The sequence below is a fragment of the Streptomyces davaonensis JCM 4913 genome (assembly GCF_000349325.1).
Taxonomy (GTDB): domain Bacteria; phylum Actinomycetota; class Actinomycetes; order Streptomycetales; family Streptomycetaceae; genus Streptomyces; species Streptomyces davaonensis.
In genome coordinates this window covers 123,144-146,271 of sequence record NC_020504.1, presented here as the reverse complement: position 1 = coordinate 146,271, position 23,128 = coordinate 123,144, and the positions used below count along the sequence as shown (strand labels likewise).

The following is a 23,128-nucleotide window of genomic DNA, read 5'->3' as shown; positions in this document are numbered from 1 at the left end:
CGCTTCCAGCTGCGCCAGTACAGCAGCAGAGCTGCCGGCCCTGCCAGGTTGTGATCAAGCGGCTGATCGCCGGGATGAGTGACGGCCTGGAGTGCGCGCTGGACGCGCAAAAGGGGCGCTGCCTCGCGTGCCTGCCGAGTCCGTCAGGCGACCGGGGGTTCCGGGGTGCGGACGTGATCATGGGCGGCCGGGCTGGTGGCATGTCCGCGCCGATGGCGAAGGCGGCCACGAACAGTGCCCTCGGCGAGGCAGGGGCGGCGAGGACGGTGCTGCGCGCTGCCGCATTCACCCCTCATTCCGGCCGGACCCGGCTGTCCGTGTTCGCCGGGCAGGCGCAGCAGGAGGGCAGTGCGGGCGGCACTGGGTGGTGGCGGGAGTGCTGGATTGTTCATGGGAGGGGACAGCTCCGTGCACTCGGTGCCTTGTTCATGCTGGGAGGGTTTGGGTGATGCGCCATAGTCTGCGTGGGAGGCTGCCCTCCTCGAAGGCGTGGACTTCTTCAAGGGTCCAGTCCTTGGCCAGGGTGTCGATGAGGTGGCGGGGGAAGAAGTGGACGGCGAAGCCGCCGTGTTCCCAGATGTCATCCCCGTGTCCGGTGCCGGCCTGGTCGTGGGCGTCTGCGGTGTGGCGGACGGTGTAGAGGAAGGTGCCGCCCGGTCGCAGCACGCGCCGGACTTATGCGACCAGGGCGTGGATCTGTGGGGTGGACAGGGCCATGCACAGCAGCATGTGCGCGAAGACGGCGTCCACTGAGGCATCCGCGAGCGGAAGCGGCTCGCGCACGTCGTGGACCGCCGTGGTCACGTTCTCGGCGACCTGTTGCGAGGCGGCTGCCTCGCGCAGCTGCTCCAGGGCCACCGGGCTGAAGTCGGTGGCCAGTACCGAGAGACCCTGGCGGGCGAAGTGCAGGGCGTCGCGACCGTGCCCGGCACCCAGCTCCAGCACCTCGCGGGCACCGGCGGAGCGGAACACCGCAGCTGCATGGACCGCCGGCGCGGACGGCTCCTCGCCGTACATGCCGGGATGCTCGCCGTATGTCTGCTGCCAGTGCTCACGCTGCGCCTCGGCGAGTTCCTCCTGCCGGTCCACCGCCATGCCGACGCCCCTTCTCCGCCTGACCAGGTATGAGGCCAGCCTGGATCCACACCGCAGCGCCGAGCCGTCGAGGAACCCGGCGCCGTTGGCCGCGAGGTGGTGTTCGAGTTGGTCGTCGGTGTGGCCGAGGGCGGCTTCGGTGGCGGTGTGGTCGGTGAGGTTTCGGGCGTGGAGCTGGTGGGTGGTGGCGCGGAGCTGGTAGCTGGTGGGCATGGGGCCATGACCCTTGGCGGGGGCGGTCAGGTGGCGGGGTCGGTGAGCTGTGATCGTGCTGTGTTGAGTGCGCGGGACCGGATGTCGGGGCTGCCTCCGTGTTCGCGGGCGAGGGGGGCTTGGTGGATGTCGTCGCGTTGTTCCCGCCGGATGCGCAGGCGTCGGAAGCCGTGCAGCCGGGAGATGGTCTGCTCGACGGCCGAGCGGAGGGTGACCGGGCCGGTGCCGTGCGGTTGGCCACGTTCGGGGATGGCGGGCTGGTTGCCTGGCTGGCGCAGGGGCCGGCGGTACGTGTCGTGGTCGTAGTCGCGGTCCGCGAAGGGCATGTCGGTCGCCTGCGGGGCCGGCCGGCGGTTTCCGCCACGGCCGGGATCTTGTCGAGCAGGGGCCGGGGCTGGGTGACGTCGTTGCGGTTGCCGCCGGTCAGTGACACCGCGAGGGGGATGCCCTGGCCGTCGGTGATGAGGTGGTGTGTGCTGCCCGGGCGTGTGCGGTCGACCGGGCTGGGGCCGCTGTTGGGCTGCGGTGTGCGGCCCTGACACGGGAGGAGTCGATCACCGCCCGCGGCCAGTCCAGCTGGTTCTTCGACCGTAGCTTGTTCAGCAGCAGTTGGTGCAGCTGGTCCCGGACACCTGCCTCGTTCCAGGCCGCCAGGCGCCGCCAGCAGGCCAACTCGGCGCGCTGGGCCTGGTCCTGGACGCCATGGTGCTCTGGGCCACCCGGTACATCAACGCTGCCGTCGCCCGGCTGCGCGCCGAGGGGCACGAGATCCGGGACGGGGGCATCGCGCGCCTGTCCCCGCTCAAGCACGAGAATCTCACCGTCCTCGGCCGCTGCGGCTTTACCGCGTCCGTCGCTGCCGGCGGCAGCCTGCGGCCGCTGCGCGGCCCGGACGCGGTCGGGCTCGACGGTGACGACGAGAGCGCCGACGAGTGGGCCGAGCTGTGCGTCGGCATGGGTCGTCGGTACCGGTGGCTGTGCCTCGAACGGGGCGGGGCCGGCCTGGCGGGTCAGGGCGTGAGGGGTGAGATCACTTGATTGTGGGTGTGTTGGTAGATCACAGAGGTACGGAATCCGACGACTTCGCGGCGCTCGGTGAACTTGTCCATGAGGAAGCCGTGGAGGTAGTCGACGCTTGGTACGGAGACGTGCACGATCATGTCGTCGCCGCCGGTGACGACGTAGACCGTGCTGACCTCGGGCAGGGTGGCGGCATAGGTCTTGAACGCCTCGATGACCGGCCGGCTGAGGGGGCGGATCTGGAAGTGGATGAGCGCCTGGACGTGACGGTTCAGGGCGGCCGGGTCGACAGCGGCGTGGTAGCCGGTGATGACCCCGCGGGCGCGCAGTGCGCGGATGCGTTCCAGGCAGGTCGACGGGGCGATGCCGAGGGTGCGGGCGAGGTCGCGGTTGGTCTGCCGCGCATCGCGCTGCAGATGCCGGACGATCGCCGAATCAAGTTCGTCCATGCGGCGAGTATGAGCCCCGTGCCGAATTCTATTCGCCTGATAGCCCCTGGCCTTGTTCGAACGGCTAGCTTCACGCCATGACAGTCGCACTTGAGCAAGCTCTGTCCCTCAACATCCCGAATCCTTCACACGAGTTGGTACAGGTCGTACGCGGCAGCCGCAGCGGACTCGCGATCAACGTCGCGATCCACTCGACCGCTCTTGGTCCGGCGGCCGGCGGGTGCCGGATCGCTCACTATGCCGACCCGGCCGCCGCGATCGCTGACGCGCTGCGGCTGGCGGCAGCGATGACCGAGAAGAACGCGCTGGCAGGTCTGGAACACGGCGGCGCAAAGGCAGTCGTCGCCCTCCCGACCGCAGCCCGGCCGGCCGGAGAGGAGCGCACGGCACTGCTCCACGACCTCGGCGACGCGATCGAGTCGCTCGGCGGCCGCTACATCGCAGGCCCGGACGTGGGAAGCAGTCCGGTCGACATGTCCGTGATCGGCAGCCGCACCACCCATGTCTGCTGCCGGCCCGTCGAGGACGGCGGCAGCGGCGACTCCTCCCTCCACACCGCGCGCGGCACCCTGGCGGCACTGGGCGCGGTGGCCGACGAGGCCTTCGGCTCACCGGAGCTCGCCGGCCGGACCTTCGGGGTGATCGGCCTGGGTGCGGTCGGCGCCCACGTGGCCCGGCTCCTGGACCGGGCTGGCGCGCGGCTCGTCGTGACCGACGTCAAGGCGGCCAGACGCAGCCTGGCCGAGGAGTTGGGTGCGACCTGGGTGGATCCAGACGACGCCCTCACCGCGGAGGTCGACATCCTCGTGCCGGCCGCGCTCGGCGGCCTGCTGACCGCCGGCACGGTGCCGCTGCTGCGGTGTGCCGCCATCGCCGGCCCGGCCAACAATCAACTCGACGAAACGGCCACCGCCCGTCTCCTCGCGGCACGGGGCATCCTTTGGGCGCCGGACGTAGTCGTCAGCTCCGGCGGAGTCATCCACGCCACCGGTGTCGAGCTGCGCCAGGAGTCCGAGGAACGGCTGACCGAGCGCATCCAGGGCATTGCAGCTACGCTCCGACAGGTTTTCCACACGGCCCGGACCCACCGGACCACGCCCGCGATCGCGGCCAGGCAACTCGCCGAGCAACGGGTTCGCCACGGACGCTCGTCCCCGACTCGCAGCGCAGCGCTGCCCCTGACCTCGCGGGCTGCCGGGCCGATGGAGTCCGAGCCGCCGACATCCCACGCGACAACAAAAAGGGGGTGCTGACAACATGGCGAACCACTGGGGCGGAGTGACCATCGACTGCATCGACGTGGAACGGGTGGCGGCCTTCTGGAGCGTCCTTCTTGACCGCCAGAGGGGGCCGTCCCAGCCTGGCTGGGTGTACCTCGGCCAGCGCGGCGACCCACAGCCGCGCCTCGTCTTCCAGCCTGTCAAGGAGCCGAAACATGGCAAGGCGCGCCTGCACCTCGACGTCGTGGTCGACGACATCGCCCAGGTCGTCGCCCTCGGCGGCCGGTTCACCGGCGAACGCCACGACTACGACGAGGGCGTGGTCGTCGTGATGGCCGATCCTGAAGAACACGAATTCTGCCTGGCCCAGTACTACTGACCCGCGCCACGCCCCCGTGCTCTCGGCAGCGACACAGACCGGCAACGGAGCTTCAGCGGGAACGCGTGGGCCACCGCCGGCGGCGCGACGCCAACCTCATTGAACGCCGCACCTCGTGCAGTGAATCATCACCGTGCGCGACGCTCGTCGCGCACGGTGGCCGGCCTCGTCGAGTCGAGGAAGAGGCGCAGGTCGTCCTCAAAGAGGTGGACGCGGGCGCGGCAGGCTCCGCCGGCGCGCCAGGCGGCGAGCGCGGCGTCCCATTCGGCCCGAGGGCGGGCATGGCCGGGCAGTTCGGGCGCTTCCAGCCGCCAGCGTGCCGGGCCAGCACGATGCGGCCGTACCGCAGACGTGGAAGGAACGGCATCGCTGCTGCGGCGCCCCACTCGAAGGCGGTGACCTGTGCGCACTGGGCGCGGGACAGTTCGGTGAGGAACCGCACCAGTGGCGGGGTGTGGGTGCGCAGGTTCAGCGCGTGCATCCCGACGGCCTCCACGCGGTGGCCGTGCTCGGGGACGGCGAGGTGCATGCGGCGGCCGTCGCATCCCACGGCCAAGTCCTCCGGGGTGAGGACGGTGTCCTGCGGGACGCGGTGCTCCTGAAGGCTGATCACGGTGGGTGGCACCTGTGGGGTGAGGGTGACGTGGGGGCGCTCTCGGGGGGCAGGGGTGGGAAAGGGAGCTGCGCGGGCATCGTGTTGCCGTCTGCGGCCGGGAGGTCGGCAAGCTCGGCGGCCAGGGCCTCCCGGTCGGCGGGGGACAGCACGCTGAGGAATCGGCCTGTGGAGACGCCGGCGCCACGGGACACGCTCACGGTCTCCAGCCGGAACCGTCCGCGCGGGCGCCGCGGGTGGACCCGCAGTTGTCGTCCGTCAGGTTGACCAGGCCCGCCGGGTCGGCGATCTCGACGAGGGAGACGTCCAGGTCGAAGCTGTCCAACGCCCCCGCGGCCTGCGGGCGTACTTGGGTGCGGCTGGGAACTGTGGTGCTGCGCGTCGTCCTTCAACTCCCTGCAATCGTTGTGGTGTTATGGGGCTGGATCGCCCACCGGGTGCCGCCATGGGAGCGTTGCCGGATGGCTGCTCCCGGGGACGGCTCCCGGCCGCCCGGCAGGAGGGGACGTGCTCCGTGGAGAAAGTCGCCGGCTTGTTCGGGCGGTGGCCGTGTGCGGGCCGGGTTCGTGACTGCGGTGTGGGCGCGCCACGCCGCTGTGGCTGCGTTGGGAACGTCGGGGGTGTCTGTTGGTGTGCTGGGCCATTGCACGGCCCAGCTCAGGACCTGGACCAGATGCTCGGCCGTTAGCCCGGTGCGAGGATGCGGCTTTAGAAGCAGGGTGGCCGGGCCGCGCGCGCTGCGTTCTGCGGCCCACCGGTGGTCGAGATCGGTGAAGTCGTCGTCGATCCAGATGGCGGGTGCGTCTGCGAGCCAGGTGTCTACGTGGTCGCGTTTCCAGAGGTAGCCGTTGGGGTGGCTGGTGGTGATCTGGGGACGTGGGAGGTTGATGTAGGGGAGGGGTGGTAGACCGAGAAGCGGGCCGATGAGTGTGGTGGCGTCCTGGCGCCAGCTGCACGGTGGAGGCTACGCAACTCTATGCGCAGGTTCTCCGGCTCCAACAGCGTCGGCTAGGGCATGAGCATCCGGTGACGCTCGCCATGCGCCGACTTGTGGCGGAGATGACGGGCACGTAACGTTCACGACGGACGCTGAGCATGAGCTCACCCGCACTTTCGCGGCGGCGTCGAGACCACGTTGGCCGCATGCCTCTGAGGAGAATGGCCAACTATCCGTGAGTACCAGCCGCTCGCCGGCAGACTTCCCGTCGTCTGTGGCCGTATACCGCTGCGCGTGCCGGACGAGGGGGTGCTGCTGGTGACGACGTAGTGGCGTATGAACGTCACGTTGCGGCAAGTGGCGCCGCGGTTCGGGATTTCGAATGCTGGGGCGGACCGCATCCTCGATCACGTCACACCGCCGTCGGCCCGGTTTGCGTATTCCGCGAACCAAGAGAGCATCTGGACGTCCGTCACGGCGCCCTGGCCCACCACATCGCTCACACGTGCGCCCTGCAGGAGCCGTTTGACGGGGACTTCGAGCTTTTTCCCGGTCTGTGTGCGGGGCAGGGCGGGCACTCGTACGACCACGTCTGGCACATGGCGTGGGGACAGCCGCTGCCTGATGGCCGCCGTGATCCGCTCCCGCAGAGGGCCGTCGAGCTCACCGCCGCAGTTCGTGTCGTCCTCTGTCACGACGAACAGTGGCATGAAGTAGCCCCCGTCGGGCTGTTCCACTCCCACGACAAGACTGTCCGTGATGCCGGGCAGCTGTTCCACCACCGTGTAGATGTCGGCCGAACCCATGCGCACGCCGCTGCGGTTGAGCGTGGAGTCGGAACGTCCGGACACGACGACCGAGTGGTCTTCCCCCACCGTCACCCAGTCGCCGTGCCGCCACACTCCCGGATAGGTGTCGAAGTAGCTCGCCCGGTAGCGCACCTCACCGGGGTCCTGGACGAAGCGCAGCGGCATGGACGGCATCGGGGCGGTCACCACGAGCTCGCCCTGCTCGCCGGTCACGGGCCGGCCCGACTCGTCCCAAGCGGCCAGTGCCACGCCGAGCGCCGGGCCCTGGATGCGGCCGGCGCGGACGGGAAGGAGCGGTGAGCCACCCGCGAGGACGGAGCAGATGTCGGTGCCGCCGCAGATCGACTGGAGCCATATCCCGGGGGTGAGCCGTTCGCTGACCCACCGCCAGGTGCTGGTCGCCATGGCCGAGCCTGTCTGGAGGACCGAGCGCACGGCGCTGAGGTCGCACTTGGCTGCCGGGTGCAGGCCGGACTTCTCCACGGCCGCGAGGTAGGCGGCGCCCACCCCGACCATGGTCGCGCCGGTCCGTTCGGCGACGCGCCAGGCGCCGGCGGCGTCGGGGCGCGTGGGACTGCCGTCGTACAGGACGATCGTGCTGCCGTGCAGGAGGCCGCCGACGAGGAAGTTCCACACCATCCAGCTCGTGGAGGTGACGAACAGGAATCGGTCGTCGGGACGCAGGTCGGCGCCGAGTCCCAGTGCCTTCAGCAGTTCGACGACGATGCCGCCGTGCCCGTGCACGATCCCCTTGGGGATACCGGTGGTTCCGGAGGACCAGAGGATCCACAGCGGGTGGTCGAAGGGCATGTCCTCGAAGACCGGCGCTCCGTCGGTGGCCGGCAGCGCGGACCAGGCGTGGACCGTGACGCCGGGCCGTACGGGCCATGCGTCTGTCTGCGGCGGGAGGATGTTGTCGACGGCCAGGAGGTGGCTGACCGTGGGCAGGCCGTCCAGGAGTTCGGTGACCGTGGAGCGTCTGTCGTGGTCCTTGCCTGCGTAGTGGTAGCCGTCCGCCGCGACGAGGACCTTCGGCTGGGCCTGCCGCAGCCGCGCGAGTACGCTCGGGGTGCCGAAGTCGGGTGAGCAGACGGTCCACACGGCCCCGACCGCGGCGGTGGCGAGAAGGGCCACCACCGCCTGCGGGAGGTTCGTGAGGTACCCGGCGACGCAATCGCCGGGCCGTACGTCCATCCGGCGCAGCGCGTCGGACACGGCCGCCACCTCGCGGCGCAGCCGGTCCCAGGACATCTCGGCCGGTTCGCCGCCCTCGGTCACGCTCACCAGGGCCGGACGCTCGTCGTTGGCCTGGGCGAGGCACCGTTCGGCGAAGTTCAGGCGTGCGCCGGTGAACCAGCGGGCTCCGGGCATGGTGGCGTCGGCCAGCACCTCCTCGAATCCGGTGACCGCGTCCAGCCCGTAGTACTCCCACACCGCCGACCAGAAAGCGGGCAGATCGGTGGAGCTCCATCGCCACAGCTCGGCGTAGTCGGTGAAGCTCAGGCCGCGTGTCTCGTACAGCCATGCCATGAACAGCGCGACGTTGGAGTCCTCGGTCTCGCGAGGCCCTGGTGTCCACAGCAGATCGGGGTCGGGTGTCATCCGCGTTCTCCGGCGGGTGTCGCGCCCAGGGGAAGGGAGACGGCGTTCGACTCCAACTGGCCGATCAGTTCCTCGGCCAGGAGCCACTCGCCGTGGCCCGAGGCGGGGTTGAGATGGCCGACCGCGCCGAGCTCCACGAGATGGCTGCCCCAGCCGCGGGCCAGTGCGGCGGCGCGGTCCGGTGTGCACAGCGGGTCGTTGGCGCTGGCCGCGACGATGCTCGGGAAGGGCAGCCGCCCGCGGGGCACGGGCGTCCAGCCGTGCCGGGCGAGTTCGGCGGGGGTGGGGTAGCCGTGCGGCAGCGGGGTCTCGAAGTCCGGCGGGGTGGCCAGGAGCGCGCCGCGAACCTGGGCTTTGCGGCGCGCCGCCCAGTGCACCGTGGTGATGACACCCGCGCTGTGGGCCACGAGCAGCACAGGCCCGTGCAGAGATGCGAGCGTCGCGGCCAGGTTGGCGACCTGGGCGTCCAGGGCGAGGCGCTCGCCCTCCAGCGGGGGAACGGTGCGCACGGTTCGGCCTGCTTCGGCGAGCCGTTCGGCCAGGCGTGTCTGCCAGTGATCGGCGACGTGGTCGCGCAGTCCGGGGACGATGACGACGGTGGATTGCGGGGTGGAACTCATGAACCTGTCTCCGACGGTTGCTTGGGCTGCGCCTTCTCGGCCGGAGCGTCGAGGCGGAGGAGGTCGCGGGCGTACCAGCGCCGGCCGATCAGGAAGGCCACGGTGGCGGCGATCGCGACGAGGGGAACGACGCGCAGGGCGCCCAGCAGGCCGATACGGTCGGCGAGCGCGCCCGTGACGGCGGGGCCCGGGGCGAGGCCCAGCAGGCTGTTGGCCAGGGTGAGGGTGGCGAACGCGGTCGCGGCGACGGCGGCGGGCGTCAGATTCGCCACCATGGCCGCCGCGGGTCCGGCGGAGCCGGCCGACAGCAGGCAGCCCAGGCTCAGGGCCAGCAACTGACCTGGTCCGGTGGGGAGTTGGAAGGCAGTGCTCAGCAGGAGCAGCGAGCCGAGGCTGCAGCCGACGGCGACGGCCCACTTGCGGCTGGGAGCCGTGGAGCTGACGCGGTCCGAGACGAGACCGCCGAGGATCATCCCCAGGCCGATGACCAGCGCGAAGCCGCCCGCGGTCGCGCCCGCCTTGGCCGACGCCATGCCGTAGTAGCGGTCGAAGAAGCTCGGCAGCCAGGCCAGGAGCGTGGCGGCGACGAAGAGTTGGAGTCCGCTGCCGACGTAGGCGCTGATCACGGAGACGGAAGAGAACAGCCGGGGCAGCAGGCCGCGCAGCTGTGCGGGGTCCTTGCCGCTGTCCTCGTCGTCGACGGGCCGCTCGCGGGGAGCCAGCTTGCTTTCCTTGACGACGAAGCCGTACACGGCGGCGAGCACCAGGCCGAAGATGCCCATCACGGCGAACGCCCAGCGCCAGCCGGCCGCCTGGGCCACGGCGCCTCCGATGGCCACGCCGAGCACGGAGCCGAAGGCGCCACCGGCGATGAACGCGCCGGACAGCGTGGCGCGCAGGGTGACGGGGAAGATGCTGAGCACGACGGCGATCCCCACGCTGCCGTACGCTGCCTCGCCGATGCCGACGAAGAGACGGCCTATGAACATCTCGCCGTAGTTCGCCGACACGGCGCAGCCCAAGGTGGCCACGCTCCACAGGGTGGCGGCGAGCAGCAGGCTGCGGACCCTGCCCCACCGGTCGGCCATGAGGGACATGGGGAAGGTGAGTACGCCGACGGCCAGGGCCACGACGCCGCTGAGCGATCCCAGGGCGGCGTCGGACAGCAGCCATTCGGCTTTGAGCATGGGGAAGACGGCGTTGAGGACCTGACGGGACATGTAGTCCGAGAGCAGCAGGCCGAAGCTGAGGGCGAAGACCGTCCAGGCATAGCGTCTGGGGACGGGCCAGGCCGACGCGTTCGGGGGCGTGGGCTGCGCAGTGGTGTGAAACTCCATTGTCATCACCTCGACTGCTGGGGAAAGGGGCAGGTCAGAAGGGTCTGTCGCCGACGATTCCGGCGCGCTCCATCTTGCGGACGGCGGGCCAGTAGTCCTGGACGGCGTAGTGCTGGGTGGAGCGGTTGTCCCAGATGGCCACGCTGTTGGGGGTCCACCGCCAGCGCACTTGGTACTCGGGGATCGCGGCCTGGCTGATCAGGTAGGTCAGCAGGTGGCTCGCGCCCGGCGCGTAGTCCTGGCCGAAGCGGACGTTCTCGGGGGTGTGGTAGTTGACGAAGTGCGTGGCGAAGGCGTTGACGAAGAGGATCTTCTCGTCCGTCTCGGGGTGGGTGCGCACAACGGGGTGCTCAGCGTCGGGGAACCGTTCCTTCAGCGCGTGGCGCTGCTCCTTCGGCATCACGGCGCCGAAGGTGGCCTCGATGCTGTGCCGGGCGCGCAGGCCCTCGATACGGGCCTTGACGTGGTCGGGGAGCCGCCGGTAGGCCTCCGCCATGTTGACCCAGATCGTGTCGCCGCCGACCGGAGGTGATTCGACGCAGCGCAGTACGGCGCCCATCGAGGGGTTGACCCGCCAGGTGCCGTCCGTGTGCAGGGCGTTCTCGTAGTGCTCCGGGGGACTGTCGAGATCCTTGTAGATCCGGACGAGTCCGGGGTGGTCGGGGTCGCTGCCGGCGACGGGGTGGTCCTCCAGGGGACCGAAGCGCGAGGCGAAGGCGACATGGTCGGCTCGCGAGAGATCCTGGTCCCGCAGGAAGAGGACCTTGTACCGCAGCAGCAGCCCCTTGATCTCGGCGAACAGGTCGTCGTCGCGGGCCGCGTCGGCGAGGCTCACCCCGCGCAGTTCGGCTCCGATGGTGCAGGTCAGCGGTTCCACGTCGATCGAGGTGCGCCGCGAGCCGGTCGGCGGGGCGGAGGAGAGGATGTCGGTCATGCGTGCTCACTCCAGACGATGGGGGAGGAGGGTGCGGTGCTCACAGGGATCCCTGGGCCTGCCCGAAGGCAAGTGGCTCACAGGGTGAAGACGGAGGACCCGGTGGTGCGTCCGGCTTCCAGGTCGCGGTGGGCCTGGACGGCGTCGTCGAGCCCGTAGCGCTGGTTGATCTCGATGGCGATGTGCCCCGAGGAGACGTGCGCGAACAGCTCTCCCGCCAGAACGTCGCGTTCGGCAGGGTCGGCGATGTAGTCGGCGAGAGCGGGCCGGGTGACGAACAGCGAGCCGTGGACGGCGAGTTGCATGGCGTCGATGGGCGGCACGGGGCCGGAAGCGGTGCCGAAGCAGACCAGCAGTCCACGGCGGGACAGCGAGGCCAGCGAGCCGGCGAAGGTGTCCTTGCCGATGCTGTCGAGCACCAACGGCACACCCGCGCCGTCGGTCAGTTCCCGCACCCGCTCGGCCACGTTCTCGTGCCGGTAGCGGATGACGTGCTCGCATCCGTGTGCGCGGGCGAGCTCCGCCTTCTCCTCGCTGGAGACCGTTCCGATCACACGGATACCGAGCAGTGCGGCCCACTGGGCCACGATCAGGCCCACGCCGCCGGCGGCGGCGTGCAGCAGGATCGTGTCTCCCTCGCGCAGCGGATGGATCCTGCGCAGGAGGTAGGCCGCCGTCAGGCCGCGCATGGTCATCGCGGCCGCCGTCTCGCACCTGATCTCCTGGGGCAACGGGATCAGGTGCGAGGGGTCCATGACCCGTTCGGTGCTGTACGCGCCGAGCGGGCTGCCGGTGTACGTCACCCGGTCCCCCGCGGCGACGTGCGTGACGCCTTCGCCGACGGCCTCCACCACGCCGGCGGCCTCGACGCCGAGTCCGTCGGGCAGCCGGACCGGGTAGAGCCCCGTACGGAAGTAGGTGTCGGCGAAGTTGAGGCCGACGGCCTCGTGCCGGATCCGCACCTGGCCCGGCCCGGGGTCGCCGACGGACACCTCCTCCCAGGTGAGGACGTCAGGGCCACCGGTTTCGTAGAAGCGGACGGCATGTGCCACGAGGAACTCCGAGGGGTCGCGGGGTGGGGGAGGGGGGTCAGGCCTGGGCGTCGCGGAGCATGAAGCCGCGCTGCCCGGGACGGCGGTTGGGCACCATGCCGAGGCGGGCGAGGGTCTCGTCGGCGTCGCTGTAGTACTCGCCGAGGCGGTAGATGCGCTTGGCGTCGGCTCCGGTGGCGATGTCCCGTCCGAGTGCCTCGGAGATCTGCACCATCTGCTCGACCTGGGCCACCGACGACATCCGCTCGCCCTTGGCCCGCCAGAGGTTGTCCTCGTTGCCGACGCGCACATGCTGGCCGAGGGCGATGGCGACGGCGTTCATCGGAGCCACGGCGCGCATGGAGCTCTCGATGGTCAGCACGGCCCCGTCCGGCACCCGGCGGATGAACTCGACCAGGTCGGCGGGGTGCCGGCCGGCGAAACCACCGCCGATGGCCACGTAGTTGAGGATGAGCGGGCCGGTGTAGACGCCGGAGCGGATCAGCCGCTCGACGGTCTCCAGCTGGGCCAGGTGGGCGAGCTGGAAGTGCGGCTGGATGCCGTTCGCGTGCAGGCGCTGGAGGTGCTCCAGGTAGAACTCGGGGCCGGCCTCGACGACCATGTCGCGGTAGGCCCGGTAGTAGTCGGGCTTCGCGATGGAGGTGCCCTCCAGGTCATCGTCGTTCATGATCTCGACGATGTTCATCTGGCTGGTGTTGATGGCGATGGTCACCTGGTCCGGTGCCGGCGTGAGGTCGGCCAGCAGGTGGCGGGTGTCGTAGGCGAGCCACTTGGCGTCGCCGCCCTCGCCCTCGGGGGCGAAGGAGATGGAACCGCCGATCTGGAGCACCATGTCCGGCACGGCCTCGCGCAGCCGCCCGAGCAGCTCGTTGAACATGGACATCCGCTTGGAGCCCTTGCCGTCCAGCTCCCGCACGTGGATGTGGAGCACCGTCGCGCCGGCGTTGTAGCAGTCGACGGCCGCCTGCACGTGCTCGTCCATGGTCAGGGGCAGGTCGTCCGCGTCCCCGGGCAGCCACTCGGGGCCGTACGGCGCAGCCTGGATCACCAGCTTCTCCTGGTTCTCCGGGAAGAGGGAGTCGTCGTGGAAGTGCACGGGTGCTTCTCCTTGGCATCGGGAGACGGCTTCACAGAACGGGCAGCGGACGGCCGACACGTCCTGTGGCGGTGGCGGCCGCGCTGTTCGGGTTGAAGGGCCCGGAAAGGGCCGGGGGCCGGTTTCCGGAGGGAGGTCCCTCAGGGAGTTGAGAAGGGTTCCCTCCGGAAGGCCGACCGCCTGCGCGGTGGTGCCAAGGTAGGGCCGACGGCAGGCCCCTGCTTTGCCTGTGGTGACAGCTGACTTGTCCATCGGGGACGCACCCGGTGACGGTGCGGTGCCGTCCATCGGCCCGCTGCCGGAGGTCTCGGTGCGGCGTCCCCTCGCTCTGAGGGGCACCACCGCAGGCGGCGCGGTGCCGTCCGGCGGCCCGGGTCCTGCCGCTCAGCCTGCGTCCGGCCCCGTCTGACCGGTGCGCGTCTTGCGCCACTGCCGGGGACTGGTGCCGAACTGCTGGTGGAACCAGCGGGAGAACGCGCTGAGCGAGGAGAATCCCAGCTGGGTGGCGACCTCGGTGAGGGAACGGCTGGGGTTGGCGACGAACTGTTCGGCGAGCGCTCTGCGGATCGTGTTGAGCAGCGACGAGAACGTCTGGCCGGACCGGGCCAGATGGCGGTGCACGGTGCGCCGGTCGACGTCGAGGCTGCGCGCGATCTGTTCGATCGAGCAGCGCCCGGTCGGCAGCAGCGCCTCGATCAGGTCGCGCACGCGGTCGGCCTCGGTGGCCTCCCTGGGGGCGGCGACGGGCTCGAAGTACTGCCGGGTGTAGCTGCGCAGCTGCGCGTCGGCCATGGCGTTGGGGGCGTCCAGGTCCTCGGTGTAGAGGACGATGCCGTTGAAGTCGCAGTCGAACTCCACCACCGGCCCGAACAGACGCCGGTGTGCCGCGCTGTCACGCAGCGCCCGGTGGGTGAAACACACCGACGCCGGTCGCCACAGCGGGCCGAGGAATCCGCACAGCACTCGGTGGAAGGCGCCCACGGCCAGCTCCGTCGCCTGCCGGGCCGGCCGCGGCTCGCCGAGCTCGATGTCGATCTTGAGCGTGGCCACCCCGTGGCCTTCCGACAGCCGGGCGTGCAGGACCTCGTTGTAAGTGTGCTGATGGCGGATCAGCAGGGCCAACGCGCTGCGCACGTCCGGCTCCTCCCGCACCAGCAGGCTGATCGGCCCCAGGTTGGAAAAGCGCCGCCGCTCCGCCAGGAGCAGGCCGAAGTCCTCACGCCCCGAGCGCGCGGCCGACAGCTCCAGCAGGCCCACCACGGCTGTGCCGGAGATCCAGCGGTCCTGGACGGCGAGATCCGCGGTGTCCAGGCCCACGCTCGTCATCAGCGCCCGGGGATCCAGGCCGAGTGAACGGCTCAGCTCGACGTAGCCGTTCAGTGCTGCTGTGCGGGCGAGAGGCCTCATGAACACGCTCCAGGGAACGGCGGGGTCCCCAGAAGTTAAGTTTCCCGTCCCTGTACGTCAAGCATGAGGCGCGCGCCTTTCCTAGCATCCCCGTTCTGTGCGGCCACGCGGCCACGCGGCGGTGGTCCGGCGGCCGACCGCCCGTCCGCCGCGGGCCGTCTCCGAGCTGCCCGGCTCTTCCCACCTCGCGGAGGCGACCATGGCCGAAACCCCGGATGCGACGACCGTGCCGATCACACCGTTCACCGGTCCCGCCCTGTGGCGCGGGCCCGCTGTGGCGGGCCGCGACGACTGGGTCCTGACCCTGTCCGCCGGCCATCAGGAGGAGCTGCGTACGGCGGTGCGCACGGTGCGACGGCGCGCCGCGCCCCTGCTGCGGATGACGGTCGCCGACTTCCCGCTGCCCACCCTCTCCGCCGTACTTGAACGCGCCGGGGCGGCACTGACCCGGGGCCGGGGCTTCGTCCTCCTCAGGGGCGTCCCACCGAACCTGCTCGGCGAGGCGGAGGCGGGCATCGTGCTGCACGGGCTCGGCCAGTACCTCGGCCGGCCCGTCTCGCAGACGTCCGACGGCCGCACCCTGTGCCACGTCCGGGACGCCGGCGCCGCGCCCGGCGGCAGCGCGCCGCCCGCCTACCGGACCCGGGCGGCGATGCCGTTCCACACCGCCGAGTCCGATCTGCTGGGCCTGCTGTGCCTGCGCCCCGCACGTGCGGGCGGGCACACGCTGCTGGCCAGTGCCGCGGCCGTGCACAACGCCGTGCTCGCTGCCCGGCCCGACCTGGCCCGGCACCTGTACCGCACGCACCCTTTCGACCGACAGCCAGAGCAGGAATCCGGCGAGGACACCTCCCTGCTCTGCCCGCTGGTCACCCGGCACGGGGACCGACCCAGCATGCGCTACGACCGCGACCGCCTGGCCGACGGGTTCCGTGACAGTGAGCCGGACAGGGTCGGGGACGTCGACAGCGAGCTCTACACCCTCATCGACACCACGGCCGCCTCCCCCGCCCTACGGCTCGAACTGCACCTGGGCCCCGGAGACCTCCTGCTCCTGGACAACCACGTGGTCCTGCACGGCCGTTCGGCCTACGACGACTTCGACGCCCCGCAGGCCAAACGCCATCTGCTGCGCCTGTGGCTGGCCCGCCCCGACGACACCACCCCGGACGAACAGGCAGCCGGAGCAGCCGAGCGCCCCGCGACCCGCACCGGAGTCGCCCCGCGCGACGTCATCCGCCCCCGGGGTCCAGGCATGGCGAGCCCCGGCCGCGGCTGTCCGCCGCCGCGCGCCCATCGAGACGAAATGAGGACCCATCCGTCATGACGAACGCCAGCTACCCGTCCAGGTCACGAACCACCCGGCCGCGCCCCGCCGCCGAAAGGCATGGTGTCGCGATCACCGCCCGACTCACCGGGTGCGCCGTCCGGCTGCCGGGGCTCACCCTCGCCGTCACCATCGCCCTCGTCGCGACCGCGGCCGGGCGCCTGGCACCCGTCGTCGGCGGGCCCGTGAGCGCGGTCGTCCTCGGGATCCTGGTGGCGGTGGCGGTGCGGCCCGGGCAACGGCTGCGGCCCGGCATCACCTTCGCCGGACGCGGGGTGCTCCAGGCTGCCGTCGTGGTGCTGGGCGCGCAGCTCTCCCTGGGCCAGGTGCTGCGGGTCGGCGTCGGCTCACTGCCGGTGATGCTGGGGACCCTCGCGGCGTGTCTCACGGCCGCCTACTGGATCGGGCGCCGTCTCGATGTCGTACGTGATCTGCGCACCCTGATAGGGGTGGGCACCGGAATCTGCGGCGCCTCCGCGATCGCCGCGGTCACGCCGGTCGTCGGCGCAGCCGAGGCGCAGGTGGCCTACGCCATCTCCACGATCTTCGTATTCAACATCGCGGCCGTGCTGACCTTCCCCGCTGTCGGCCATCTGCTGGGCATGAGCCAGGACGCCTTCGGCCTGTTCGCCGGCACCGCGATCAACGACATGTCCTCGGTGGTGGCCGCGGCCGCCACCTACGGCGACCCCGCAGCCGACGAGGCGGTGGTGGTCAAACTGGCCCGCACACTGATGATCATCCCGATCTGCCTCGGCCTCGCCGCACTCGCCCGCCGCCGCGCGCGGAAAGCGGAGGCACCGGCGGGCGCGACCGGCACGGCGAACGACGCCCACGCGGCAGGCCCCGGCCGCGGTGACGCCGGCCTGCTGCGCGTCGGTCGGCTGGTGCCGTGGTTCCTTGTCGGCTTCCTCGCTCTGGCGGCCGTGAACACCGCCGGCCTCATCCCCTCCGCCGCCCACGCACCGCTCAGCACACTCGCCGTCTTCCTGATCACCGTGGCCCTGTCCGCGATCGGTCTCTCCACCCAGCCCGCCGCACTGCGCCGCACCGGCCCCGCGCCCCTGATCCTCGGAGGCTGCCTCTGGCTGGTGGTGACCGCCACCAGCCTGGCCTTCCACTTCCTCGACCTGGCCCGGTGAGGGTCACGGCGACAACCTCTTCCTGCGCATCGGCCACCGTTTTGCGGTGACCGGAGACGGAACGGTACGTCAGTACTCGCTGTGCGGTGACCCGGGGGACTCGACGGCACACCACATCGCCGTCCTGACAGGAGGCCGAGGCCCGCGGTGCCGCGCTGAGCCGGCAGGAGGCTAATGCCGAGGCGCTGCCGTTCGAGGACGGCGCTTTCGACACGGTGATGTCCTGTGTCGGGGTGATGTTCGCCCCCCACCACCAGGCTGCCGCTGATGAGCTGGTGCGGGTCTGCCGGCCCGGGGCAGGATCGGGTTGCTCAACTGGACCCCTGAGGGGTTCATCGGTCAGATGTTCGCGACGATGAAGCCGTTTGCTCCGCCTCCTCCCGAGCGCAGCCGCCGCTGTGGGGGCAGGAGACGCATGTGCGTGCGCTGCGCGGCGACCGCGTCACCGATGTCGAGGGGCGCCGCCGGACGATCCGGTGAGAGATGTTCGGGGAGCCGGAGGAGTGACGCGGCTTCTTCGAGCCCGCCTGCGGCCCGACCGTCGCGGTCTACCGGAACCCGGCCGACGACCCCGAGCGGCCGCCCGCCCTGGATGCCGCCCTCACCGGCCTGGCGGGCGGTGCGCTGCGGGAGGGGATCATGGAATGGGAGTACCTGCTGCTTACGCCCGCAGGGGTGGTGCGGACGCCGGGTGACGCGGCGGGCACGGTGCTCCGCCGGCGGTGGCGGATCCGCGGCCGGGTCGGGAAGTTCGAGGTCCGGGCCCGTCGACTGCACACGACGGGCCTGTGCATTCGTTGCCTCATCGGCGCTGCTGTGCAGCCACGTGCTGATGAGCAGCTGCGCGTAGGTGGCCGGGTCGGCGGCCACTGCCGTGGTGCGTAGGGCGGCGGTGGGCTGGTCGGTGGTGGCCGCCACGGCGGTGGACGGGGTGGTGGTGGCGATGACTGGGGCGGTGGGGTCGGCCGGGGTGACGGTCCACGCGGCAAGGCGGGTGTGGGGTGTGCAGCGTCGCATCGCCTCCAGCCGTTCGCGACTGCCTGTTGTTGTGACGTTGCGTCATCCGCGTGCAGGGGGCAACTCCGGTGCGGTGGGGTGTTAGCGGGCAGCACGTGGATAGCTTCGGCAGCGCTGAGATCTTGAGGCCGCTGCCGCTGCCGCTGCGGCTGCGGCGAGGAAACGGGGTGCGGGGCGTGTGTTTGGCCGGTGGCCCGGGCGGCGGGGGAGTTACGTGCGGTGTCGAGCTGCTGGTGTCGCGGAGGGCTGCGGGGTGGGCTGGGTCGCCCTGCTGGCGCAGACCAGCGGGACAGCCAGCGGTTCCGGCCCGTGCAATGGAGTGGGGCCGGTGACCGAGGGCGCCTCACCTGGGTGAGGCCGGTGACATCGGCATCTGGAAGGACGGCGCATGTCTACCAGCAGTACGCAGGACATCTCCCGTGCGGCGGGCAACCTGTTCGGCTCGGGGGCGGATCGGGTCTTCGACGACGTGGCGCAGCGGCGTCTGCACTATCACCTTCTGCGGCTGACGCTTGTGGGTCTCACCCGGGAGGACGTCGATGAGCTGCGCGGGCTCGCGAGGCTCGTCTTCGACAGTGCCGATGTCTCCGGGCAGGCGGAGAGGATCAGGCAGCGTCCGGGATCCAGCGGCCTGGCGGTGGCGATCGCGGACATCGTGCAAAGTTCAACGGATGGTCTGCCCCGCGAGCAGGCCTTGCTCGGTGCGATCCTCGGCGCGTACACGATGACCGGTGGTTCGGCCGCGGCCGCTGGCCTTCCGGCGGACTTCCGCGACACCGCAGCGGTACTGGGGGCGGTCGGGGGCGCGATCGCGGCATCCACCAGCCCGCTCGTCTTCGAACGGATCGGCCAGGTGGGCCTGGCCGACTACCTCAGCGCGGTGCACTGACAGCGGGGCGGCGGTGCAGCTCGGCCAGGCGGGACAGCGCTCCTGGGCTGCTCCATTGCCGGGTCGGCCGGAGACCGCCTCACGGTTGCGGTCGCGGGCCTGCCTTGCAGTGCGGCGCACACGGTCGGCGCATCCTCCAGGCGCATCTTGGTGGCCTGGGAGCAGCCGGGAACGGCCCATACAGCGAACTCGGCGCTGACGATGCCCTTGCCCTCGAAGCTGCTCCTCAACCCCCAGGACCACGGCGGAGCTGTGGGAGGGCTGGGGCGGGTCAGACGAGGGGAGCGCGCTGACCTGGGCGCGTATGGAGGGCGGGTATCGGCTTGCGCTGGAGTCCTGAGATGCAATCGGGGGTGTCGGCCGAGGGCCGGTCAGGCGATGGCGATGCGGGGGTGGGCGGAGGGGGTGATCCAGTTCATGATCTGGTCCACGGTGGCGCGGGGGACGGAGACGCAGCCTGCGGTGGCGCCGTTGCCGTTGACGTGGAGGAAGATGCCTGCGCCGCGGCCGGGGGTGGCTGGCGAGCGGTTGAAGTTGATGACGAGGGCCTTGGCGTACTGGGTGGGGTAGTTGATGAGGTGTTCGCTGCCTCGGTCACCGGACTCTGTGAGCGGGAAGTCCGCGCCCGACTCGCCGTGCCTTTGGTTGTCGAACTTGGACTCCGGGTCCTGTACCCACCAGTCGTCGGCGGTGACGAACTTCAACGAACTCTCCATTGCCACAGAGGACGGGATCGAAGAGCTCACGGCAACCCATGAGCATCCTTCTGGTCACCCTCCGAGCGCGACTGGATCGAAGCCGGGTCACTCACCTCGGGCATGACCCTACTCACTGAGGTTTTCTCAGCGGTGATCACTTTCAGATTCCGTTGAGAACGTGCAGTGCAGGCGAGGCCGCGCCGATGCGGCTGGAACAGAGCGGGACGTGCGGGGCTGCGTCATTGTCAGTGAACCTCTTTCATCCCGGGCTGCCGGGTGAACCGTGCTGGTCAGGGGCGGTGACGTGGCGAAGCCCCTCGTCGTTGGTGTGGTGATCTCACTCAACACGCCGACGGCCGGGGGGGCTTCGTTGGTTCCGTATCCTTCCACGCCCGATGTCCCGCACGAGCTGGTCGAGCATGTCTCATGGCTCATCTATGCCCGAAGGTGTGAACAAGGCACCCGTTGGCGGAAGTTGAGCTGCTTCCGGCAAGCCCTGCTCGCGCTCGCCCAGCTCGGCGCCGGGTTCGGCATCTCCGAAGCGACAGCCTGGCGCTACGTGGACGAGACGGTCGACGTCCTGGCCGCCTGGGCACCCGGGTTGCGCGAGGCGCTGACCGGTCGCGGCGAGGACGACTTCGTGATCCTGGACGGCACCCTGATCCCCACCGACCGGGTCGCGGCGGACGAGCCGTACTGTTCAGTGGGCACGGAGCGCGGTGACGGTGTTGCCACCGGTCCGTTTCTCCGTGCCGCTCGCCGAACCCGGCGTGCGGCTCTCACCGCACCGGGCTCTCCACGGTCTCTGCCGTTCAAGCGAGCTTGAGTGTCCAGGGGTTGGGGATCGTGTTGCCCCGGTATCGGTAGCGGGTGACCGCGGTCGAGACCATGGGGAACAGTTCGATCCCGTCCGCCGAGAGCTTGTGCCACCGGCCGTTGCGGTCGGTGAAGCGTCGGCGGACGTCCTTCCACCTCCAGCGGTGCAGCACCATCCACCAGCTGGTCACCCGCCGCCATACGAACTGGTCCAGGGCTTTCAGCGTGGTCTTGCATACCGCGTGCTTGAAGTAGTTGACCCAGCCGCGCAGAATCGAGTTGATCCTCTTCAGCACGGTCCCCGGGTCCCGCTGCGACGTTCTGTTCGTCAGGGCGCGGATCTTGTCCTTCAGCTGCCGGATGGGTCTCCTGGCGATGAAGGTGTAGACGTACCACTTGTTCGAGCCTCGCTTGCGGCGCCACTGGATGTGGAACCCAAGGAAGTCGAACCCGTCCGACATGTGCACGATCTGGGTCTTGGCCGGTGACAGCCTCAGCCCGAGAGGGTGCAGTACGTCGGCGATGTCCTCGCGCAGACTTGCGACGTCATCACGGCTGCCGTCGACCAGGACGACGAAGTCATCCGCGTAGCGGACGATGCGCCAGTTCGCGCGGCCGTGGAGACGATGATGCGCCCGCCTGCCTCTGGTGGACATCCTCCCGCCCGGCTCCCACGGCTCCATCACGTGCTTGTCGAGCGCGGACAGGGCGATGTTCGCCAGTAGCGGGGAGAGGATGCCGCCCTGCGGGGTGCCGGTGAAGGTCTCCTCGCGGCCGCCGCCCTCAATGAGGACGCCGGCCTTGAGAAACGCCTTGACCAGCCGCAGCACGCGCGTGTCCTTGACCCTCGCGCGCACCCGGTCCATCAGGGCCGTGTGGTCGATGGAGTCGAAGCACGCCTCGATATCCGCGTCCAGCACCCAGCGGTAGCCGTGGGCGCCGTAGCGGTGGATCTCGGCGATCGCGTCGTGTGCGCGCCGCATGGGCCGGAAACCGTAGGAGACCGGCAGGAAGTCGGCCTCGAAGATTGGCTCCAGCACCAGCTTGAGGGCTGCCTGGACCACCCGGTCGGAGACGGTGGGGATGCCGAGCCTGCGCACCTTCCCGCTTCCGCCGGGCTTGGGGATCGTGCGTTCGCGCACCGGCAGCGGGCGGAACTCACCCGTCTTGAGTACGCGTTGCAGTTCCTCCAGGTAGCTCGGGAGACCGAGCTCCCGCTCGACGTTGACGACCGTGAGGCCATCGACGCCCGGGGTCCGGGCTCCCTTGTTGCCCGCGACCCGTTCGAACGCCACAAGCAGCGTCGCCGGGTCACAAACGATGTTGAACAGATCGTCGAACCTGCGGCCATGGTCAGCCGCCGCCCAACGGTGAAGCTTGGTTTGCATCCCCGATACCCGCTGGTGAGACCCCGACGGGGCCTCGGGAGCACCGCTGTTCAGCGGTGCGTCTTTCGGCATTGCAGCTTCCTTCTCTTCTCGAAACCGCTGCCGCCCTTCCCCATGTGCCGGGCTCTCCCCGACTCGGAGTACTACGGCGGCTCCGCCCCGTCCCGGCCTGATCGGCCGACGATGGACCCAGCCCTCTGCCCGAGCTGGATGCGCGGCAGGAGGGCGGAACCGGGACGGTTCCCGTGTTCGATCGTCGGAGCAGGAGCCCGGCTATGCCCCCGCGGCCTCGCCACGGCTACCCCGCAGCACTTCACCGTGGCCTTCCCGCGCGACACGAATAGACCACCCGGGAAGTTCCCCGCCAGCCGAGTATCCAGCAGGGACGCACGGCATCCAGCCCTGATCCACCAGGTTCGAGCTGGCGTGCCTTAAGGAGGCGTAGACGCCGGTTCCTCGCGTACTCCTCTCCGTCTCGCTTGCCGGACCCGCACCATCTGGCAGTACTGACACGTCCCGGTCTTTGTCGGGGCTGCTTCCCGCCCTCCCCGGCACCTCCCGGTTCAGACTGCCCCCAGCTTCAACCACCCTGGTGCGACAGGACGGTGGTGGTGGTCTTTTCACCTCCACTCGAACAACTAGCACCTCACGGCGCACACTCCCAGAAACACAAGAAGCACGGCATGAACGTCCAAGTCATCGCACGGCCGGACGGAACCCCGCTCTGGTTCTCGCGTGCGACACCAGGGCGCACCCACGACCTGACCGCAGCCAGAGCCCACGGCATCGTCCAGGCGTGCCTGACCCGGCAGATCCTCGTGCTCGCCGACCGGGCCTATCAGGGAGCCGGCGCCACCGTTCGCACCCCCTACTACCACCACCGCGAACAACCCGAGGCATACCAGCAGTTCAACCGTGATCACGCCCGGCTGAGGGCTCCTGGAGAACGTGCCTTCGCACAGCTGAAGTCCTGGCGACTGCTCCGGCGGGCCAGATGCTCGACCCGCCGCGTCGGCACCATCGTCCAGGCGGTCCACACCCTCCTGACCTGCACCTATTCAGGATGAA

Annotated in this window: 21 protein-coding genes and 5 pseudogenes; 9 read left to right on the top strand and 17 right to left on the bottom strand. The window is 70.3% G+C overall.

Features of this window, described 5'->3' with window-relative positions:
* Nucleotides 1–426 precede the first annotated feature (426 nt).
* From BN159_RS46690 to BN159_RS00640, 3 genes are read right to left on the bottom strand one after another with little or no spacing between them, the layout of a single operon-like run.
* The gene (locus tag BN159_RS46690; protein WP_015654921.1) at nt 427–666 is read right to left on the bottom strand and encodes a hypothetical protein; all 240 of its coding nucleotides are present in this window, start codon (nt 664–666) and stop codon (nt 427–429) included.
* A gap of 9 nt (nt 667–675) precedes the next feature.
* On the bottom strand, nt 676–1,308 hold the full coding sequence (locus BN159_RS46685) for a class I SAM-dependent methyltransferase (RefSeq protein WP_015654920.1): 633 nt from the start codon (nt 1,306–1,308) through the stop codon (nt 676–678).
* 26 nt (nt 1,309–1,334) lie between these two features.
* The gene (locus BN159_RS00640; RefSeq protein WP_015654919.1) at nt 1,335–1,634 is read right to left on the bottom strand and encodes a hypothetical protein; all 300 of its coding nucleotides are present in this window, start codon (nt 1,632–1,634) and stop codon (nt 1,335–1,337) included.
* A gap of 343 nt (nt 1,635–1,977) precedes the next feature.
* On the opposite strand from BN159_RS00640, the pseudogene BN159_RS47625 reads away from it, so the two are divergent.
* Nucleotides 1,978–2,238: pseudogene (locus BN159_RS47625) on the top strand (Tn3 family transposase); the annotation flags it as partial.
* An 80-nt stretch (nt 2,239–2,318) separates the two neighbouring features.
* On the opposite strand, the gene BN159_RS00630 reads toward BN159_RS47625, so the two are convergent.
* Complete coding sequence (locus BN159_RS00630; RefSeq protein WP_015654917.1) at nt 2,319–2,777, bottom strand: Lrp/AsnC family transcriptional regulator; 459 nt, start codon at nt 2,775–2,777, stop codon at nt 2,319–2,321.
* 77 nt (nt 2,778–2,854) lie between these two features.
* Between BN159_RS00630 and BN159_RS00625 the strand changes: the two genes are divergently transcribed.
* Both BN159_RS00625 and BN159_RS00620 read left to right on the top strand, forming a co-directional pair.
* Nucleotides 2,855–4,030, top strand: coding sequence for a Glu/Leu/Phe/Val dehydrogenase family protein (locus BN159_RS00625; RefSeq protein ID WP_015654916.1), 1,176 nt, complete (start codon nt 2,855–2,857; stop codon nt 4,028–4,030).
* A gap of 4 nt (nt 4,031–4,034) precedes the next feature.
* On the top strand, nt 4,035–4,376 hold the full coding sequence (locus tag BN159_RS00620; RefSeq protein WP_015654915.1) for a VOC family protein: 342 nt from the start codon (nt 4,035–4,037) through the stop codon (nt 4,374–4,376).
* A 153-nt stretch (nt 4,377–4,529) separates the two neighbouring features.
* Here the strand turns inward: BN159_RS00620 and BN159_RS00615 are convergent.
* The 10 genes and pseudogenes from BN159_RS00615 to BN159_RS00575 all read right to left on the bottom strand — a co-directional run.
* Nucleotides 4,530–5,213, bottom strand: a pseudogene (locus BN159_RS00615) (lantibiotic dehydratase); the annotation flags it as partial.
* A pseudogene (locus tag BN159_RS43360) lies at nt 5,186–5,371 on the bottom strand (FxLD family lanthipeptide); the annotation flags it as partial. The pseudogenes BN159_RS00615 and BN159_RS43360, both read right to left, overlap by 28 nt.
* 252 nt (nt 5,372–5,623) lie before the next feature.
* Nucleotides 5,624–5,941 (bottom strand): annotated as a pseudogene (locus BN159_RS46675) (hypothetical protein); the annotation flags it as partial.
* A 392-nt stretch (nt 5,942–6,333) separates the two neighbouring features.
* Nucleotides 6,334–8,337: an acetoacetate--CoA ligase gene (locus BN159_RS00605; RefSeq protein WP_015654914.1), complete on the bottom strand. Its 2,004-nt coding sequence runs from the start codon at nt 8,335–8,337 to the stop codon at nt 6,334–6,336.
* Nucleotides 8,334–8,957 carry an RBBP9/YdeN family alpha/beta hydrolase gene (locus BN159_RS00600; RefSeq protein ID WP_015654913.1) on the bottom strand — a complete coding sequence of 208 codons (624 nt, stop codon included), beginning with the start codon at nt 8,955–8,957 and terminating at the stop codon, nt 8,334–8,336. Before BN159_RS00600 ends, BN159_RS00605 begins: the two co-directional genes overlap by 4 nt.
* Nucleotides 8,954–10,294: an MFS transporter gene (locus BN159_RS00595; protein WP_015654912.1), complete on the bottom strand. Its 1,341-nt coding sequence runs from the start codon at nt 10,292–10,294 to the stop codon at nt 8,954–8,956. Before BN159_RS00595 ends, BN159_RS00600 begins: the two co-directional genes overlap by 4 nt.
* Before the next feature lie 34 nt (nt 10,295–10,328).
* Complete coding sequence (locus BN159_RS00590; RefSeq protein WP_015654911.1) at nt 10,329–11,228, bottom strand: TauD/TfdA dioxygenase family protein; 900 nt, start codon at nt 11,226–11,228, stop codon at nt 10,329–10,331.
* Nucleotides 11,229–11,305: 77 nt separating this feature from the next.
* Nucleotides 11,306–12,280 carry a quinone oxidoreductase family protein gene (locus BN159_RS00585; protein ID WP_015654910.1) on the bottom strand — a complete coding sequence of 325 codons (975 nt, stop codon included), beginning with the start codon at nt 12,278–12,280 and terminating at the stop codon, nt 11,306–11,308.
* Between the two features lie 37 nt (nt 12,281–12,317).
* Nucleotides 12,318–13,376 carry a BKACE family enzyme gene (locus BN159_RS00580; RefSeq protein WP_015654909.1) on the bottom strand — a complete coding sequence of 353 codons (1,059 nt, stop codon included), beginning with the start codon at nt 13,374–13,376 and terminating at the stop codon, nt 12,318–12,320.
* A gap of 384 nt (nt 13,377–13,760) precedes the next feature.
* A complete protein-coding gene (locus BN159_RS00575; protein ID WP_015654908.1) occupies nt 13,761–14,783 on the bottom strand; it encodes an AraC family transcriptional regulator in 1,023 nt (340 codons plus the stop codon).
* Between the two features lie 97 nt (nt 14,784–14,880).
* Here BN159_RS00575 and BN159_RS00570 point away from each other — a divergent pair, with 97 nt between their 5' ends.
* From BN159_RS00570 to BN159_RS46665, 3 genes are all read left to right on the top strand, one after another.
* Nucleotides 14,881–16,110 (top strand): TauD/TfdA family dioxygenase, encoded by a 1,230-nt coding sequence (locus BN159_RS00570; protein WP_041818664.1) that lies wholly within the window; start codon nt 14,881–14,883, stop codon nt 16,108–16,110.
* On the top strand, nt 16,107–17,252 hold the full coding sequence (locus BN159_RS00565; protein WP_015654906.1) for a YeiH family protein: 1,146 nt from the start codon (nt 16,107–16,109) through the stop codon (nt 17,250–17,252). Before BN159_RS00570 ends, BN159_RS00565 begins: the two co-directional genes overlap by 4 nt.
* Before the next feature lie 155 nt (nt 17,253–17,407).
* Nucleotides 17,408–17,611: a class I SAM-dependent methyltransferase gene (locus BN159_RS46665; RefSeq protein WP_331712337.1), complete on the top strand. Its 204-nt coding sequence runs from the start codon at nt 17,408–17,410 to the stop codon at nt 17,609–17,611.
* On the opposite strand, the gene BN159_RS46660 is transcribed toward BN159_RS46665, so the two are convergent.
* A complete protein-coding gene (locus tag BN159_RS46660; RefSeq protein ID WP_015654905.1) occupies nt 17,592–18,269 on the bottom strand; it encodes a hypothetical protein in 678 nt (225 codons plus the stop codon). The two genes, BN159_RS46665 and BN159_RS46660, sit on opposite strands and share 20 nt — an antisense overlap.
* A gap of 388 nt (nt 18,270–18,657) precedes the next feature.
* Here BN159_RS46660 and BN159_RS00555 point away from each other — a divergent pair, with 388 nt between their 5' ends.
* Nucleotides 18,658–19,158, top strand: a complete 501-nt coding sequence (locus BN159_RS00555) for a hypothetical protein (protein ID WP_015654904.1) — start codon at nt 18,658–18,660, stop codon at nt 19,156–19,158.
* A 371-nt stretch (nt 19,159–19,529) separates the two neighbouring features.
* On the opposite strand, the gene BN159_RS00550 is transcribed toward BN159_RS00555, so the two are convergent.
* Nucleotides 19,530–19,874 carry a L,D-transpeptidase family protein gene (locus tag BN159_RS00550; protein ID WP_015654903.1) on the bottom strand — a complete coding sequence of 115 codons (345 nt, stop codon included), beginning with the start codon at nt 19,872–19,874 and terminating at the stop codon, nt 19,530–19,532.
* Between the two features lie 310 nt (nt 19,875–20,184).
* On the opposite strand from BN159_RS00550, the pseudogene BN159_RS43345 reads away from it, so the two are divergent.
* Nucleotides 20,185–20,559: pseudogene (locus tag BN159_RS43345) on the top strand (transposase family protein); the annotation flags it as partial.
* Between the two features lie 109 nt (nt 20,560–20,668).
* Here the strand turns inward: BN159_RS43345 and ltrA are convergent.
* Entirely contained in the window at nt 20,669–22,060 is a 1,392-nt protein-coding gene (gene ltrA, locus BN159_RS00540) for a group II intron reverse transcriptase/maturase (protein WP_231905545.1), read from the bottom strand.
* Between the two features lie 605 nt (nt 22,061–22,665).
* On the opposite strand from ltrA, the gene BN159_RS00535 reads away from it, so the two are divergent.
* Complete coding sequence (locus tag BN159_RS00535) at nt 22,666–23,127, top strand: transposase family protein (RefSeq protein WP_269450976.1); 462 nt, start codon at nt 22,666–22,668, stop codon at nt 23,125–23,127.
* Nucleotide 23,128 lies beyond the last annotated feature (1 nt).

Excerpts from the sequence above, each read along its gene's own strand:
- BN159_RS00555 (WP_015654904.1), top strand. The coding sequence starts at position 18,658 with ATGTCTACCAGCAGTACGCAGGACATCTCCCGTGCGGCGGGCAACCTG.
- BN159_RS00550 (WP_015654903.1), bottom strand. The coding sequence starts at position 19,874 with ATGGAGAGTTCGTTGAAGTTCGTCACCGCCGACGACTGGTGGGTACAG.
- BN159_RS46685 (WP_015654920.1), bottom strand. The coding sequence starts at position 1,308 with ATGCCCACCAGCTACCAGCTCCGCGCCACCACCCACCAGCTCCACGCC.
- BN159_RS00600 (WP_015654913.1), bottom strand. The coding sequence starts at position 8,957 with ATGAGTTCCACCCCGCAATCCACCGTCGTCATCGTCCCCGGACTGCGC.
- BN159_RS00595 (WP_015654912.1), bottom strand. The coding sequence starts at position 10,294 with ATGGAGTTTCACACCACTGCGCAGCCCACGCCCCCGAACGCGTCGGCC.
- BN159_RS00620 (WP_015654915.1), top strand. The coding sequence starts at position 4,035 with ATGGCGAACCACTGGGGCGGAGTGACCATCGACTGCATCGACGTGGAA.
- ltrA (WP_231905545.1), bottom strand. The coding sequence starts at position 22,060 with ATGCAAACCAAGCTTCACCGTTGGGCGGCGGCTGACCATGGCCGCAGG.
- BN159_RS00565 (WP_015654906.1), top strand. The coding sequence starts at position 16,107 with ATGACGAACGCCAGCTACCCGTCCAGGTCACGAACCACCCGGCCGCGC.
- BN159_RS00575 (WP_015654908.1), bottom strand. The coding sequence starts at position 14,783 with ATGAGGCCTCTCGCCCGCACAGCAGCACTGAACGGCTACGTCGAGCTG.
- BN159_RS00640 (WP_015654919.1), bottom strand. The coding sequence starts at position 1,634 with ATGCCCTTCGCGGACCGCGACTACGACCACGACACGTACCGCCGGCCC.
- BN159_RS00605 (WP_015654914.1), bottom strand. The coding sequence starts at position 8,337 with ATGACACCCGACCCCGATCTGCTGTGGACACCAGGGCCTCGCGAGACC.
- BN159_RS00625 (WP_015654916.1), top strand. The coding sequence starts at position 2,855 with ATGACAGTCGCACTTGAGCAAGCTCTGTCCCTCAACATCCCGAATCCT.
- BN159_RS46660 (WP_015654905.1), bottom strand. The coding sequence starts at position 18,269 with ATGCGACGCTGCACACCCCACACCCGCCTTGCCGCGTGGACCGTCACC.
- BN159_RS00630 (WP_015654917.1), bottom strand. The coding sequence starts at position 2,777 with ATGGACGAACTTGATTCGGCGATCGTCCGGCATCTGCAGCGCGATGCG.
- BN159_RS00590 (WP_015654911.1), bottom strand. The coding sequence starts at position 11,228 with ATGACCGACATCCTCTCCTCCGCCCCGCCGACCGGCTCGCGGCGCACC.